The 15,869-nt window shown below is 68.3% G+C and carries 12 protein-coding genes; 4 read left to right on the top strand and 8 right to left on the bottom strand.

Going from position 1 to position 15,869, the window contains the following annotated elements:
• Positions 1-8: 8 nt before the first annotated feature.
• Complete coding sequence (locus tag H504_RS0111050; RefSeq protein ID WP_026422821.1) at positions 9-1,271, bottom strand: cation:proton antiporter; 1,263 nt, start codon at positions 1,269-1,271, stop codon at positions 9-11.
• Positions 1,268-2,815, bottom strand: coding sequence for a tryptophan halogenase family protein (locus H504_RS0111045; RefSeq protein ID WP_026422820.1), 1,548 nt, complete (start codon positions 2,813-2,815; stop codon positions 1,268-1,270). The genes H504_RS0111050 and H504_RS0111045 overlap by 4 nt, the downstream gene beginning before the upstream one ends.
• A gap of 154 nt (positions 2,816-2,969) precedes the next feature.
• Here H504_RS0111045 and H504_RS0111040 point away from each other — a divergent pair, with 154 nt between their 5' ends.
• Complete coding sequence (locus H504_RS0111040) at positions 2,970-3,749, top strand: IS5/IS1182 family transposase (RefSeq protein WP_026422819.1); 780 nt, start codon at positions 2,970-2,972, stop codon at positions 3,747-3,749.
• 188 nt (positions 3,750-3,937) lie between these two features.
• Here the strand turns inward: H504_RS0111040 and H504_RS34465 are convergent, their stop codons facing one another.
• Positions 3,938-5,551: an HAL/PAL/TAL family ammonia-lyase gene (locus H504_RS34465; protein ID WP_051385727.1), complete on the bottom strand. Its 1,614-nt coding sequence runs from the start codon at positions 5,549-5,551 to the stop codon at positions 3,938-3,940.
• A gap of 843 nt (positions 5,552-6,394) precedes the next feature.
• On the opposite strand from H504_RS34465, the gene H504_RS0111030 reads away from it, so the two are divergent.
• On the top strand, positions 6,395-6,919 hold the full coding sequence (locus H504_RS0111030) for a hypothetical protein (protein WP_026422818.1): 525 nt from the start codon (positions 6,395-6,397) through the stop codon (positions 6,917-6,919).
• Positions 6,920-7,296: 377 nt separating this feature from the next.
• Here the strand turns inward: H504_RS0111030 and H504_RS41060 are convergent, their stop codons facing one another.
• From H504_RS41060 to H504_RS0111005, 4 genes are all read right to left on the bottom strand, one after another.
• A complete protein-coding gene (locus H504_RS41060) occupies positions 7,297-8,313 on the bottom strand; it encodes a hypothetical protein (RefSeq protein ID WP_157440347.1) in 1,017 nt (338 codons plus the stop codon).
• Between the two features lie 647 nt (positions 8,314-8,960).
• Positions 8,961-9,392, bottom strand: coding sequence for a hypothetical protein (locus H504_RS0111015; RefSeq protein ID WP_026422817.1), 432 nt, complete (start codon positions 9,390-9,392; stop codon positions 8,961-8,963).
• A 7-nt stretch (positions 9,393-9,399) separates the two neighbouring features.
• Positions 9,400-10,662, bottom strand: coding sequence for a putative T7SS-secreted protein (locus H504_RS34455; protein WP_051385724.1), 1,263 nt, complete (start codon positions 10,660-10,662; stop codon positions 9,400-9,402).
• Positions 10,662-10,988 carry a hypothetical protein gene (locus tag H504_RS0111005; protein WP_026422816.1) on the bottom strand — a complete coding sequence of 109 codons (327 nt, stop codon included), beginning with the start codon at positions 10,986-10,988 and terminating at the stop codon, positions 10,662-10,664. Before H504_RS0111005 ends, H504_RS34455 begins: the two co-directional genes overlap by 1 nt.
• A 205-nt stretch (positions 10,989-11,193) precedes the next feature.
• Here H504_RS0111005 and H504_RS0111000 point away from each other — a divergent pair, with 205 nt between their 5' ends.
• Positions 11,194-11,490, top strand: a complete 297-nt coding sequence (locus H504_RS0111000; RefSeq protein ID WP_026422815.1) for a hypothetical protein — start codon at positions 11,194-11,196, stop codon at positions 11,488-11,490.
• An 852-nt stretch (positions 11,491-12,342) separates the two neighbouring features.
• Here the strand turns inward: H504_RS0111000 and H504_RS38580 are convergent.
• Positions 12,343-15,396, bottom strand: a complete 3,054-nt coding sequence (locus tag H504_RS38580; RefSeq protein ID WP_051385723.1) for a CHAT domain-containing protein — start codon at positions 15,394-15,396, stop codon at positions 12,343-12,345.
• A 78-nt stretch (positions 15,397-15,474) separates the two neighbouring features.
• Between H504_RS38580 and H504_RS0110990 the strand changes: the two genes are divergently transcribed.
• Positions 15,475-15,861, top strand: a complete 387-nt coding sequence (locus H504_RS0110990) for a hypothetical protein (RefSeq protein ID WP_026422814.1) — start codon at positions 15,475-15,477, stop codon at positions 15,859-15,861.
• The last annotated feature ends 8 nt before the right edge of the window (positions 15,862-15,869 follow it).

Below are 15,869 nucleotides of genomic sequence, written 5' to 3'. Positions count from 1 at the left end.
CGAGTCGTTCATCCGGCTGTTCCCTCGGTGTCGGCAGCGGTCCTTGGCACGCACCGGTCGAGCACCAGCAGCAGTGGGCCGGTCACCGAGGTGGTCGCCACCGCCATCACGACGAGCGCGACGAACACCGGTGGGGTCAGGATTCCCGTGTCGTGGCCGACCTTGAGCACGATGAGTTCGGTGAGGCCACGCGTGTTCATCAAGACGCCGACCTTCGCCGCGGTACGGCTGTCCTCGCCCGCCATGCGCGCGCCGAGGTAGCTGCCCGCGCCTTTGCCGACCACGGCGAAGACGGTCGCGACGACGATCAGCGACCACGACAACGTGCCGATCCCGGCGGCGAACACGGTCAGCCCGGTCACGACGAAGAACACCGGGACCAGTGCGCGGCCGACCCTGGTCACCGAGGCGACGACCCGTGCCCACGAGTCGTCGGCGGGCACCGCGAGTCCGATCAGGACGGCGCCGAGGATGGCGGTCAGACCGAGGTGTTCAACGCCCAGGGCGACCGCCAAGGCGAGCACGGCGAGGAACACGGCGGTGATCGCGGGCGCACTCCGGCACAGGGCGGTGGCGGCTTGGCCGCGCAGCGCGTACCGCACGGCCGACGCGACCAGCACGCCGCAGGTGAGCACCGCGATGGCTTGCAGGAGTCCGTGCGGCCGCCCGGAAGCCAGGCCAACGGTCGCTGAGAGCAGCAGCCAGCCGACGGTGTCGATGACGACCGCGGCGGTCATCGACAACCGGCCTTCGGAGGTGTCGGTGGCACCGCGGTCGGCGAGGATTCGGGCCAGCACCGGCACCGCCGTGATCGAGAGCGCCACTCCGCACATCAGCAAGAACGCGGGTAACGGGGCGTTCCCGCGTACGTCGTGGTCTTCGGCGAGCAGGATCCACCCCGCGAACGCGACACCCGAGAGCAGCGCGGGTGCGAGCCCGCCCGCGACGACCCAGTAGGCCGCGCGGCGCGGCGGTCGCTGTTCGCCCTGGTGGAACCTGTGCGCGAGCCCGAGCAGGAACAGGACCAGCCCGACCTCGGCGCACAGCTTCAGCAGATCGACGACCCGGCCGGGCAGCATGACGGCGAACGTCCGGGCACCCAGCACCGCGACCGCCGCGGGCCCGGCGACCAGGCCCGCGACGATCTCGCCGATCACCTCCGGTTGGCGCAGCCGCCGGGCGGCAGCGCGGCCGAGTCGGCCGACGGCCAGTACGACGGTCAGCGCCGCCGCCGCGTGCGTGCCGCGCAGTAGGAAGTCCGCCACGTTCATGTGCGGCGTATCTCGGTGAAGTACTCGTACTGCGAAGGCAATGTGCTGACGAGGTGGCGAGCCTTGTCGCGGATCTCCGCGAACCTCTTGCGCGCTGCCGTGTCGTCGGTGAGGCTCAGCGCGGGCGAGGGCCGGAGCGCAATGGCGCCGGTGCCGATCAGGACGCACATGTACGAGTACGGTGCCAGGCCGTGGTAGTGCGGAAATACGTTCTCCGTGTCGGGGAGTTGCACCTGCCAGTGCTCGATCCGCTCGGCCAATCCGTCCGGGAGCTCGCGGGTCTTGGTGTCCTTCCAGTACTGCGTGTCATGACGTGCGGCGCCGCGGTAGTGCAGCACGAGGAACTCGCGGACGCCGTCCATCACGTGCGCGACGGCGGAGTTGTACTGCTCGCGCAGCCTCGGATGCCAATCCGCGTCTGGGAAGTGCCGGACCAGTTGCTCGATCGCGTGGTGGATGAAGAAGATCCCGGTCGACTCCAGGGGCTCGACGAAACCGCTGGAGAGTCCGATCGCGACGCAGTTGTGCTGCCACGCCTGCGCGCTGCGGCCGATCCGCATCCGGATGTGGTTGGCCTCGACCTCGGCCGCCGCCGGGCCGACGAACTCGCGCAGGGTGCGCTCGGCCTCCTCGGGCGTGCAATAGTCCTTGGCGTACACGTAGCCGGTGCCGATCCGGCCGAACAACGGGATCGTCCAGATCCAGCCCGCGCCCTGGGCGGTCGCCGTGGTGCACGGCCGGATGCCGAACTCCTTCATGTCGAGCGGTACCTGCATGGCGACCGCGCTGTCGTTCGGCAAGGTGTCCTGATAGGACACGAACGGGACCTTGAGCGCCTTGTTCAGCAGCAGGCCCCGGAAGCCGGTGCAGTCGACGAACAGATCGGCGTGCAACTCGCCGTGCTCCTTGGCCAGCACGTGGTCGATCCAGCCGCGGTCGTCGAGCCGCACGTCGGAGATCTCATCGATCACGTGCCGCACGCCGCGGTCGGTCGCGTACCCGGTGAGGTACTTCGCCAGCAACGCGGCCTCGAAGTGGTAGGCGTACGGGAACTGCGTCTTGCCCTGGTGTTCGGACATGGTGAGACCGAGGGGTTCGTCGCCGGATCCCCGCTTGAACAACGATCCGTCCAGGTGACGCGGGCTGCGCCCGGCGTCGCAGAGCGATGCCAGCACGAAGCAGTCCGAGTCGAACCGGTCAGTCGGCCCGCCCCGCAACCACCAGTCGGTCAACGGGAACCCCTTGACCGACTGCATCTGCTCGAAGGGGTGGTAGAAGTGATGACCAGGCCCGCGCCAGTCCTGGAACCGCACCGCCAGTTTGTACGTGGCGTTGCATGCGGGCATCCAGTCCTCTTCCTTGAGGTCGAGGAACTCGAAGAAGTGCCGGATATCGCTGAAGGTCGCCTCGCCGACGCCGATGGTGCCGATCTTCCCGGACTCGACGAGCGTGACCGAGATCCGGTCACCGAATGCTGCTTTCAGGTACGAGGCGGTCATCCACCCCGCGGTACCGCCGCCGACGACGACCACTTTCCTGATCAATGAGCCTTTTCATCCTGGGCTGGATGTGTTGGCGGGCAGGGGTTCTTGCGGATAACAGGTTGATGACCACCGGCGCGTCGACGCCTGGATGTGGCGAAGCCCCTGGTAGCAGAACTCTCGACCAAGATCGTCCTGTAGCACCCAGGGGCTTCAGATGCTGTTCTACCGTGCCGCTCTGCCGTTGTCACATCGGACCCTGACCTTCGTGTCCGGTCTGATCCGCGCCCATCGCAGGGACATGGGCTCGGTGTGGCGCAAGCTCGACCCGGGTGAACAGGCCCTGCTGGTGCTGGTGTACCTGCGTAAGGGTGAGCCGTTCGCCGAGGTCGGCGCCGGGTTCGGGGTCTCGACCACGACCTGCTGGCGCTACGTCGGCGAGACCGTGGAACTGCTCGCACGACGGTCCCCGAAACTACGCGAGGCGCTGAGGGAGGCGAAACGGCGGGGCACGGCCTTCGTGGTGATCGACGGCACGCTGATCCCGATCGACCGGATCGCCGCGGACCGACCGTTCTACTCGGGCAAACACCGGATGCACGGGATGAACCTGCAGGTCCTCGCGTCACCGGACGGCACCATCCTGTGGGTGTCGGGCGATCTGCCCGGCAGCACCCACGACACCGCCGCGGCCCGGATCTGGCAGATTCTCGCCGCTCTGCGCGATACCGGGCTGATCGCGTTGGGCGACAAGGGCTATCACGGCTACGACCCCACCCGCCGGCACGTCATCACCCCCTACAAGGGCAAGAACAAACCCGAGTCACAGAAGGACGCCAACCGTGCCCACGCCCGCCTTCGAGGCCCCGGCGAACGCGCCAACGCCCAACTCAAGACCTGGCGCATCCTGCGCAAAGTCCGAGTCAGCCCACGCCGCATCGGCCGACTCGCCAAAGCCATCCACGTACTGCAGAACCACGAAACCACCACAGGATGAAAAGGGCTCAATGAGTACCCCGATCCAGTGGGGCGCTGCTATCGCGAGCGCGAAGCATCCGATGGCTACTCGAGAAGGTCTGATCGCCCATCTCGGAATGACCTCGTCAATCGTGGTCAAAGACTAACACTCAAGAGGAGGGTCCTGCGAGAAGTTGACCTGGTCGGCGGAGTCGAGCGCGACACAGCTCACCAACCGGAACCCTGACTACGACGATCAGGCGAGACGTCACCACCCATGCCACCGGCACGGATCAGATCGGCGGCGCGGGCGATGTCCGCGTCGAGCGGGCGATCGTGGTCGGAGAACGGGATGTGCAGGCGCACCACGTCGTGCACGGCCCGGGTGCCGGGTGCGAGGCTGTCGGCACCGCGCAAGTCGGCGGCCTGGGCCAAGGCGAGCAGGTGCACCGCGGCGACCTCGATGGCCAGGTGCACGGCGGCACGGGCGTGCCGGGCGGCGATCGTGCCCATGCTCACCTTGTCCTGGTTGTGCGACTCGGTGGAGCGCGAGAACGAACCCGCGGGCATGGTCAGGTGCAACGCCTCCGCGGTGAACGCCGAGGCCGCCACCTGCGCGCCTTTGAAACCGTGGTGCAGGCCGCGTTCGGCAGGGTCGGTGGGGGAGACGAGGTTCGGTGGGAGTCCGTGGCTGTACTTGTGGTCGACGACGAGTTGGAGTTGCCGGTCGAGCAGGTCGGCGACGCTCGCGGCGGCCGAGCAGATGGCGTGCGCGGCATGTGCGACGTGACCGCCGTAGAAGTGGCCGCTGTTGTGGGCGGTCCCGGTGTCCGGGTCGATCAGCGGGTTGTCGGTACAGGAGTTGATCTCGATGGTGAGCCAGTCGCCGGTCCAGGACAGGGTGTCGCGCAGGACGCCGATGGCGTGGGGAGCGCAGCGGATCGAGTACGGGTCCTGGATGTGCCGTTCCGATTCCGCGCCTGCGCCGGTGGCCAGGCCCGAACCCGCCAGCAGGCGTTCAACGCGCCGGGCGCTCGCTCGCTGACCCGGGTGCGGCTTGTGCGCGTGCGCGGCGGCGGCGAACTGCTCGACCGGGCCCCGGCGAACCTCGGTCGCCAGGGCCGTGCACAGCTCCGCGACCAGCGCCAGCTCCGTCGCCTCCGCGTGTGCGACGGCCGCGTAGGCCGCCATGAAGGACGTGCCGTTCACCAGGGCGAGTGCTTCTTTCGCGCGCAGCCGCGCCTGCGGCAGACCGAGTTCGCGCATCGCGTTCGCCGCCGTGGTCTCCCGGCCCGCGTGCCTGACCGTTCCCTCGCCGATGAGGGCGGCGGCGAGATAGCTCAGCGGCGCGAGATCGCCGCTGGCACCCACCGATCCGCGTTCGGGGATGTCCGGCAGGACGTCTTCTTCGAGCAGTCTCAACAGCGTCCGCACAACCCCCGGCCTGATCGCCGAGTAGCCCCGCGCGGCGCTGTTGGCCCGGATGAGCATCGTCGCCCGAACCACCTCCGGCGGCGCACAAGAGCCCGCGCCGACCCGGAGAAGGCGCACCAGGTTCCGTTGCAGCGCCTCGCTTTTCTCGGTCGCGATCCGCCGGTCGCCGCTGTCACCGATCCCGGTGGTGACCCCGTAGACCGTCGACCCCGTCGCGATCAGCCGCTCCAGCGCACTCACCGACCGGTCCATCCGGACCCGCGTCCGGTCATCCAGGAGGTAGGTGAACGCACCGGGGTTGTTGGCGCACCGGAACACCTCGCCCAAGGTCAACCCGTGGCCGTCCAAGGCAACGGATTCCCTGGGCCCCCCGCCGGGGAGCGCGGACCCGCTGACGTCGTGCGACATCACGCATCACCTCCGTGGGTGAGCAATGACCTCTGTGCCCTGCATAGCGGGCCGCACACCATCGTTCAACCAACATCACCCATCCGGTGCATGCGCCGGGCCTGTCTCGACAACGGTGTTCCAGCGCCGGTGATCAGTGTTCGCCGTGTCGACTCGGCCCCCGCGTGGATGCCCGGTTGCCCATACTGCACGGGTTCGTGACTGCAGGCGCGCGCCGTCACTACGCTCGGATCTCCCGGTCTCACGGGGGTGGGGATGTCCGATGTGAGTTCGGAACCCGAGTCTGGTTCTCAACTCAGCTTGCAGGCCGCCGTCGGCCTCACCGCGATGTCCAACTCTCGCGTCAGGTCTGCTTTGCAGGAGCTGGAAATGCCCACTTGGTGCAGGAGCACGACTTGATCCGGCTCTCACGCGGAGGGCGTACGCCATCTGGAACAGGCACTCGTCTTGGTCGAGCGTGCCGACCACCGCGAAGAACAGGCCCACGATCTAAGATGTGGCTACTGCGAGACCGCCCTCGCTTTGGGCCGATCCCACGGCAACGAGCACGTGGCGGCCGGGAAACCAGACAACCTGGGCCGCTTTTCCCACCTCGCGGCCACGACGAGCAAACGTTGGACTACCATCAGAAGTCGCTCGGTGGTTGTCGCGAGCCAGGACTCAAGTACTACGAAGCCGATATCCTCGATCGACCGGCTCAGGTCTTTCAACTGCCTGGTCGACAGCAGGACGCACGGAGATGTGTGGCAACAGGCTCTCGTGCGCTATCAGGCGCTATATCGCATCACCGACGCCCGATCGCGTCCACCAGGAGTTGCTCCAACTTGATCAGGACTTTCACTGATGTCGGAGCTGAACGGCCGCAACCGTTTCGAACGTAATGACTTCAGCGCCGCCAATTTGGCTTGGGTTTCCTTTCGCGACGGAATCGACCTGCGGCTTGGCCGGGCGTGGACGGCGACCGACAACTGCGCGGGCCAGCCCAGCACGACGCCGGGCTCAACCACGGTCGGCGGCGCTTCGCCGTACTGGACGTCGTGGACGTTCAACGACATCGGGCTGCGCACCGGCCAGGTCCAGCACGGCATCGGCCAGGCCGACACCACGACGGGGTACACCTACCCGACCTCGGGCGCCGGTGCGGTCCGCCCGCACGCGCTGACCTCGACGACGGTGTCGGGGCCTGCCTGCACCACCTCGTCGACCTTCGGCTACGACAACGCGGGCAACAGTTCCACCCGCACCGTAAACGGCGACGCGAATGCACCGACCGGCTACTCATCACCGGCCAAAGTCAATTTCAGCACGTACTGGGCGCCTACGTCGAGCACTACAACGCCAACCGCAGCCACCAAGGCCACCGCATAGAACTACAAGCACCCGACGATGATCCGGAATTGAGTCCCCGTCCTACCCCGACCGACCGGATCACACGTACACAACGACTCGCGGGACTGCTCAACCACTACCAGCCAGCCGCCTGAACCCGCAGCTCACAGCCCGTGACAGCATTTCGACCACCACAGTCCCCGATGGCTAATACACGCTCCACCACGGCGATACGCGAAGGTGGGGTTGGCCTCCCGAGCCGCGCTCGCGAGCGCGGTAACCCGGAGGACGACAAAACGGCGGATGTGCCCGCCTCGGACCGCGTGAGCGTGCGGCACTCGGCTGCGACCGCCGAACCTCCGATGTCCCCGCCTCGGGCGGAGCGGGCACTGTTTCCGTTGGAGCGCCCGCCAGGTTCAGGCAGGCATGGAGTCGAACGTGAGGTCATCGTCTCCGTGCGACTCCTCCCAGAACCAACGGTCTCCGTCGACCGGGCGCAGATCGTCGAACCACACGGCGTGCTCGTCCAAGTGGGCGAAGAACGGGCGTGCCAGCCACGAACGCTTCCTCGCCTGCAGTAGGCGCAACGCGAATGCCGGACCGGAGCCGAGTTGGACCGTACCGTCGATCAGTACCTTACCCGGCGCGGTCGACATCACCGGCCCCCGCGCGGTCCGCTCCAACCCGGACACCCTGCTGAACGCGTCGCGGTAGATTTCGAACGCGCGCAGCAGGGGAAGCTCGAAGTAGCTGCGGGCTCCGGTGTCCCGCTCGACGAACATGTAGTACGGCATCGCGCCGAGACGTACCAATTCCCGCCACATCGAAGCCCACGTCTCCGCGTCGTCATTGACATGTCGCACGACAGGGGCTTGGGCGCGGATCACTGCCCCGGTGGATCGGATGCGGCTGATCGCGGTGCGTACCGCGTCGGTTTCCAATTCTCTCGGATGGGAGAAGTGAGCCATGAGCGCGACATGTCGCCCGGCATCGACGCAGCGTTCGAAGAGTCGCAATAGATCATCCGCGTCGCCGTCGGCGAAAAAGCGGTACGGCCAATATGAGAGCGCCTTGGTGCCGAACCGTAGGTTCCTGATGTGGTCGAAGTCGTGCTTCAGCAGGGGATCAACCCAGGACTCCTGCCTGGCTGCCGACATGATAAGAGGGTCGCCGCCGGTGAAGAGGACGTCGGATGCCTCTTCAGCTACTTCGTCCGCGCCAAGGTCTGGGGCACCGTCTCCTCCCCGTTCGCCACCGGCAGCGGTGAGGAGACGGTCGCCATCGCTACGATGGCCCTCGGCACCCTGTTCGTCATCGTCGCCGCCACCTTGGCCAACCGCGCGTTCAAGCGCCGTCTCGAAGCCCGCGGCTGGCTCTTCCGGGCCGCCACGGTGGTCCTGATCCTCGCCCCCAGCCCCGCCGACCTCGCCCATCGCGACAGGCTGACAGTGTGGGCCGAGGTCTTCGATGTCGCACTCCCGCTCCCGGGCGTGTTCCTCGCCGCAATCACCCGACGAAAGTGTCCACCGTCGCTGATCGCACCGCGTTTCGCGGCGTATGAGGGTGGACCTGTCGGTCGGAATTGGGCGGTAAGTACGACCCGCGCAACCCCTCCCAAGATGCACATGAGCGTGCTTGGCGGCATGAGCGAGTCCGGACGCAGGCACCTCGTCGGCGGCCACGACGTCATGCCCGAGCAGTGCGACGACTGCTCACGGCAGGCGACACCGAGGCAACAATGATCCACATCGTCCCACTCGACGCTGGCCACTACACAGGTCCAATTGGGATGTCCAGGGAGGTTGGTCAGCCGGGTGACCGGCGGCTTGCCGCCGGTTGAGCTGTGGGGTCGGTGGTGGCAGAGTGCGTCAATCACCAAGCCGTGCACGACGCGGATCGGTCCTCGATCGCTTCTGGTGCTGTTCTCGGTGGATGGTTCCTCGGTCGGGGATGGCGGAGTCGTTTGTCGTCGAAGACGCGGTCTGCGCGGCTTCGGTTGTACGAGTAATGGCGTCACCGTCGAGGCCGAGGACCGTCAACAGCGGTTGAACACGGCCGTCCGGCGGTCCTGCCTGGTGGACTACGGGAGCCGGACGACGTAGCACTCGTCGAAGTTGGCGTAGACGGCGACGAAGACCCCGTGGATGTTGACGACGCAGCCGATGACCTTGTCGGACAGGGCCATCATCGGGGCGAGATCGATCACCTTCGTGCCGATCAGCGACGCGAACGGCTCTTCGTCGGACACGTCGAACGCGGTGAGCTTGCCAGACCGCCTGACGAACTCGACGTTCTCCGGGGTCATGTTCCCCTCGAACGGGTCCACCCATGCCTCGGCCGACATCCGGATCGACTCGCCGTCCGGGCCGGAGTCCATGAACAGCACTCGGCTGGACTCGAACCGGAACTCCACGGCGCCGACCGACCGCTCCACGGTCTCGCCGACGGCGTGATGGATCCGGCGCACGCCAGCCAGAGTGTCGCCGAGGTACGCGCGGAAATCGATGGTCATCGTGTCCTCACTTCACCGGAGTGGCGCCGTTGAACCAGCCGTTGGACTGGCCGCCCTTGAGGACGGTGACGAACGTTCCATCACTCTTCGTGACCACCACGTCTTCGCCCTTCCGGAGGAAATAGTAGTCGCTGCCCCCGCCACCCTGCGGGTTCCAGGGGCCTTGGCGGACCTCGTTGGGCGTGCGGGAGATGTCGTCGACGTGCTGCCGGACCCACGCCCGGGACTCGGCGTCGCCCGGGTTCAGACCGTAGTCCTGGGCGTGCTTGCCGACCTTGGTGCCGAACTGCTTGTCGTCGACCTTCACCTCGGGGACACTGTCCGGCCGGTTGACCTCCCGCGGCTCAAGCCCGTCACCACCGGACGATCCGGTGTGGTCAGTCCGCATCGGTGACACGCTGTCATCACTCGCGGCGTGCATCAGGATGTCCCCGCCGGCGGCCGCGACGGTGGTGGCGCCCAGCCCGATGAGCGCGGCAGAGCCCACGTTGACCGCCACGCCCGCGGGTGCCAGCACAACGGTCGCGTCCAGCAGGCCGCCGAGGCCCTCCCCGCCCGCTCCGGCCGCGATCGTCAACGCGCCCAGGGCTGCCGCGGTGACGTCCCCGGGATGGTGGATGATTGCGTTGCCGACCGACGCCACGGTGTTGACCACCGCGCCCGTAACGTTCTCCAGGGTGGCGCCCACGTCCGAGGCGATGTCCGTGATGCCGTCCCACAGCTTCGACCAGAACCCGGGCTTCTCCGGGGCCTTGTCCCGCGCGGCGCCGACCGTCTTGTTGGCGGTGTCGCCCGCGCTCGTGAGCTGGCCACGTGCCTTGGAGAGGATGCCACGCGCGGCGGCCCGCTTGCCCTCGCCGACGGAGTCGTCGAAGGGGAGGCTGTGGCCGGCCTCCTGCTCGTCCTGTTGGTGTTCGGCCTTGGCCTGGTTGGTCGCGGCCTCGCCGTCGTTCCATTGCCGGATCGCCTCGACCGCCTGTCCCTGTGCCCAAGTCAGCGTCGAGGTGTACGTCTCCAGCGCGGTGGCTGCGTTGTGGAAGCAGTCGCCCGCCTCCAACCACTTGCCGGGCTGGCCGTCGAACACCTTGCGGAAAGCATCGCCCGCCGCGCCCGTCCACCCCTCGGTGGTGTCGATCTTCTGAAGACCCTCGCCAGCCTCGTGCAACGCGTCGCCGTATGCCCGCATCGCGTTGAGCGTGCTGGTCACCGAGTCGGCGTCACCCGGAACCAGCTCCTTGGGATCAGACGTCTCCCCGAGTTCCTTGGCCATCAGTGCACCCCGGGATCATCGCCGCTGGACCGCTGCAGGACGCCGTCGAAGTGCCCTTTCAGCGAATTGTCGACCTTCAGGTACCCGGCGACGCTCTGCGTGAGCCTGGCCGAGACCTCCTGCCCGTCCTTGGCCAGGTGCTCGACACCGATCTCCCAGCGTTCGCAGAAGTCGGCGACGGTGTCCGCGAGGTCGTCGTGCCCGAAGGCGCCCTTGTCCGCGTCGATGTCCTTGACCTTCTTGGCCGCCAGCTCGTCCAGGGTGTTGTTGACCCCCTCGGCCGCCTTCTCCAATGCGCCGAGATCGACCGTGAATCCCTCTGCCACCGATGCGCACCTCCCGGCTCAGCCCAATCACGACTTGGACGTGCCCCGGGCCCGCTCAGTTCCCCCAGCCTTTGAGCGCGGAGACAGCGACCAGGCCGAGGCGCCGCCGCCCTCGATCGCGGCGACCTCACCGGTCACGGCAGGCCGGTCGAGGGCTTGGCCTTCAGCGCCTTGGCCGCCATGATCACGCAGGTCCTCAGCCCCGTTGCTGTCGCCATTCGGCATCCCGCTGGAGGTAGCCCTTATCGCCGCAGGCGCGGGTGGCATCCTGCTCGGTTTCGGCTGGGGCACGAACATCGCCAACATCGAACTCACCTACGACTACGCGCTGCGTGCGCTAACCGCCCTGCTCATGATCGCCTTGGCCTTGGCGCTCCCCGTCGGCCTGCTGCCGAATCGCAAGTCCGCTCCATGGTCGGTCCCGCTCGTCGCCGTGGCCGCGGCGGCCATCTTCGTCTTCGCGGTCATGCACGCGGGAAACGCGTTCGACTGGACCCGGTAGCGCTCACTCGCGACCCCGCACGATCGTCGGCTCCTCACGCTGGCCCCCGGGCGCAGCCCCGAGCCCACGTGAGGCGCGGTCGGGACTGCTGTAGCGGTCGGGCACAAGCGGGCGAGGGTGATCCGGTGCCGGATCGCGCCAGGCCATCGAACGCACCACGGCAGGCTAACCGGTACAAGCAACTCCCGTCCCGCTACAAACGCCACCTCCGCAACCACCCCGCCTTCATCGACCTCACCGCGCCATGCTCTGCTGGAAACACTTCCTCGAGAACTCATGACCACCACAACGACCCACCACCACGTTGGACTCGGTCTATCGGGTTCAGACCACGCTGCTCCCGCGTGCTGCCGAAACGATCAACGCCCCACCAACGTGATCCACCAGCAGGGCGCTGACCTGCGGATATAACCAGTGGGCGATACCGGATCGAACCAGTGACCCCTTCGGTGTGAACTATGTACGCGATATCGCGTTGACCTGCCGAAACGCATTTTCGGCAGGTCAACGCACGTTTGTTCCGAGTCTTTGAGGGCAGTTCAGTGCCGTTCGCAGTGCATTTCTGCTCCCCGTAGCGTCGTCTGCGACGGCACGCGGACCAGTGTCGCCGTGTCCTGGCCACGGTGGACGCGGCTGGCGCTGTCACCGCCACTTTCACCTACGACGCCTGCGGTACCGGTACGCAGCGGCCATTGACACGACCCGGACGTTCCGGCTCCCGCGGTTTCGGCCGGTCCCGCATCGCGGTGGCACGCTGACGCGCCATCCACGCCCGATGAGCGACACAACCACCATGATTGAACGACACGTGCCCAAGCCGACATTGTTGCGAGCAAGCCGGGCGGTGGAGGATCACGGTCCAATGTGGATGAACGGCGCCCAGCTGTCCGGCTCGTTCGGGTACCGCTTCCGCAACGCCGCCGAGGTGGCCGTCAGTCCCCGTGCCGCGTCGGCCGCCCGCAGGCCGCTCGCGGTGAGTTGTCGGTACAAGGACTGCGCGGCCGAGGCGGCGATCGGATCCGACACCGGCCATTGGGTGGCGATCACGTGTCGGAATCCCGCCAACTGCAAGGCGGCGGCCAAATGCACTGTCTCATCGGCCAGGGCGACCGCGCCGCCTGCTGTGTGGCAGGCCGACAAGTAGGCCAGTTCGGCGGCGCCGAGGTCGTGGGCGGCGAGGTCGAGTACGGACAGGTCGCCGCCGTGCAGGTGTAGTGCGCTTTCACCGGGTCGTTGCAGGTTTTGGGTGGCGTGGCAGGCGAAGTGCACCCAGGAGTGCCCTTGTAGTTGTGACAGCACCGCGGCCGGTGTGGCGTCCGGGCCGAGGAGGGTGCGTGTTCCCGGTACGGTGGCGGCGATGTGGGTCAGTTCGTCGACCACGGCGGGCAGCGGTGCTCGTCCTTCTCGTTCCGGTACTCCCACGGCCAGCAGCCGCGAGACTCGGCCTTGCCGTTGTCGGCTGCGGATCAGCGCTCCCAGTCCTGTTGTGTAGGACGACACGGTCTGGTCGGGCACGGTAGGTCGCCGTCGGACGCGCCAGCGTTCGCTGTTGACGTATCTTCCTGCTGCGTGCAGGGGGAGTAGGGCCATGGGGCCGGTCGGGCACCACCAGACCCTGTGTCGGACCGGACCGTCCATGGTGTCCAGTGCGGCCAGTACGGGGGCGGCCGTGGTGTCCCACAGCCAGCGCAACATCGAGACCAGGGTCTGCCGCAGGTCGACCGGGTTTCCGCCTGCTTCTGCCAAAGCGTCCGCGCGTCGACGTGCGTCCGGGAGCCGCAACCAGGGCAATGGCACCACCGTCACCCCGTCCGCGCGGACGAACAGGGCGTCGCACCGGGCCGGGCTCACGTTGATGATCACTACCGTGCCGCCCACTGCGGCTCGGCGCAGTTCGCTGAACGGGACCGTGTCCAGGAACGCGCCGAATCCCGGTAGTTGCCGGGCCTGCCCGAGAAGTTCTTCCCACCGTGCGGCGAGTCTGCGGTGGTGTTCGGCCGACGTGGGGTCGTTCGCGCTGGCCGTGAGCGAGCGTCGGGTGCCATCGAGGCGGTCGGCGAGTTCTGGGGCCACCGCGCGTAACACCGACAGGTCGCCGCGGGTCTGCACGGCCTGGCGCCACAGGACTGTGCGGCCCTGTTCGGTCAGTTCGACCGCGTGCTCCGGGTTTCCCATGTGTATGGCGAGTGCGGCGGCTTGGCCTGCGAGCCCGGCGACGTCAGCCAGTCTGCGCTCCTGACCGGCCCGGTCCAGCCCGCGCTCGGCCAGTATCGGCAGCAGTCGGATCGCGGCGGTGGCGGCCTCGGCGGCGCCGGGGAGGTCGCGGAGCCGCAGGGCGGCCTCAAGCCACGACCGGGCGGCCGTCATCCGGCTGCCCGCGTTGCCCGCGGGCAGTTCCGTCGCGGTGCGCCAGAGAGCCGCGGCGGTGGTCAGGTCGTGTTCGTCGCCCTCGGCGAGATAGCGCTGGCGGTGTGCCTCGGCCAGTGCGTTGAGCGCGGAGGCGCGTTGGGCGTGTCCGGCCTCCAGCACCTCGAGGGCCTGTTCGCCGTGTTGGATGGCCTCGTCGAGGGCGGTGCCGGGCTGGCCTCCCTCGGCGGCGACGGCGGTCAGCATGGTCATCTGGGCGTGCAACCTGCTGATCCGGGTGTCACCGGCGCGCGTTGCGGCGATGGCGGCCCGGATGTGCTCGATCGCGCCCGCCAAGTCCTCGCGCCGACCGTGCTGGCAGTACCGCAGCGCCAGCGCGCTGCTCAAGTTGGTCAGGGCGATCGGCCGGATCCCGTCGAGCCGCTCCGACATCGCCAGGGCCTCCTGCGCGATCGCCACCGCGCTGTCGAGGTCGGTCTGCCCGCCGCCGCGGCGCGCCCGCCGGTTGAGCAGCGCGGACTCGTTGACCGACCACATTGCCCGCACCGGCCCGCCTGGTCCGAGGGCGGGCCGGATGACCTGGCACAGTTCGATGGCCTCGGTGAGGTCGTCGGCCCGGTCGAGGTGTTCCACCCGGCGGATCAGGCAGGTCGCGAGCACTCGCCGCAGCGCCCCGACGATCGGGTGCCCGCTGGGTGCGGTCGCGACCGCCTCGCGGGCGAGTGCGACGGACAGATCGAGGTCGGCCATGTCGTTGGTGCTCTCGAAGCGCATCCGCAGCGCCTCGGCCCGCTGCACGGCGATGTGCGCGACCAGCTTGCCGCGATCGTCGCGCAGGTGTCGCTCGGTGAGGGTGAACGCCTCGCGCAGGTGGGCCTCATCGCCGAAGAGTTCGTAGTTGACCAGCAACGCCCACGCCAGCGTGTTGACGCTGTCGACCAACCCGGGGGCGTCTGGGACGAGCGTGGTCAGCGCGGTCCGAGCCGCGCGCAGCAAGGCGGCGGCGTCAGCCGGGTCGGCGTGCATGGTCAACTGCGCCGATGACAGCTGGATGGCCGCATCCGCCACGCCGTGGCGCAGCGGGTGGTCCGCGGGCAACTCGGCCTCCACCGAGCGCAGCAGCACCCCAGCCGCGGCAACCCGCGTGTGATCGCCGGTGTCCTCGAATTGTTCGAGCAGCGTCACGACCGTGGCGTGCGCGGCGGTCACCCGGTCGGACTCGCCCGAGAGGACTGCACGCAGGTCGTCAGTGAGCGCCGCCGGATCGAGGTCACGCAGCAGGCCCGCGCACAACCGTGCCGAGCGCAGTGACGGCAGCCCTACCCCCTGCGGCAACGCGCTGTAGTGGCGCAGGAACCAGCGGCCCAGGACCCGCAGGACCGGCACACCGCCCGCGCGGTCGGCCACGACCTCGCCGTAGAGCGCCAATGCGGCCCGGTGCGCGGCGTCGTCGAGCACCTCGGTCTGGTGCCCGTCGCGGTCGAACCGGGCGATCCGCGCTCCCAGGTCGGCGAGCACCGCCGCTTGCGAATCCGCCATCCTCGCGTGCGCTCCCGGGTAGAGTCGATCTTCGCCACGGTAGCCTGCGCGCGACAGACTCGAAAGGGGTGAACGGCCGTGCCACCGGACCGGGCCGAGGCCGAGCGGTTGGCGCTGGCGGCGCTCTGCGCCGCGCTGCCAGACCTGCGCCCGCGTGCCGCCCGCGGCTTCTGGGAGGACGCCCTCGACATGCATGTCGCAGAGGTCGCGGGTGGTGGTTCGGCGGTGGCCGCCTGCCGCGAACTCGGCCTGCAAACCGATGTCACCCACCCGCCCAACCGCGGCGAGGACCCAGCCGACGTGGGGGTGCGCACCGACTGGCTGCCGTCGCCGACCCTGGTCGGCGACTACCGCTGCCCCGGCAGGCACTGCGCCCGCCGGGCCGACCGCGACGAGCAGGCCCGCCCGCCGCGCTGTGCGATATTCGACGAACCGATGCGGTTCGTGCGCGGCAACACCGGCTAGGGTCGCCC

The organism is Actinokineospora inagensis DSM 44258 (assembly GCF_000482865.1).
In the GTDB taxonomy this organism is placed as follows: domain Bacteria; phylum Actinomycetota; class Actinomycetes; order Mycobacteriales; family Pseudonocardiaceae; genus Actinokineospora; species Actinokineospora inagensis.
This window is presented reverse-complemented; position numbering and strand designations above follow the sequence as displayed.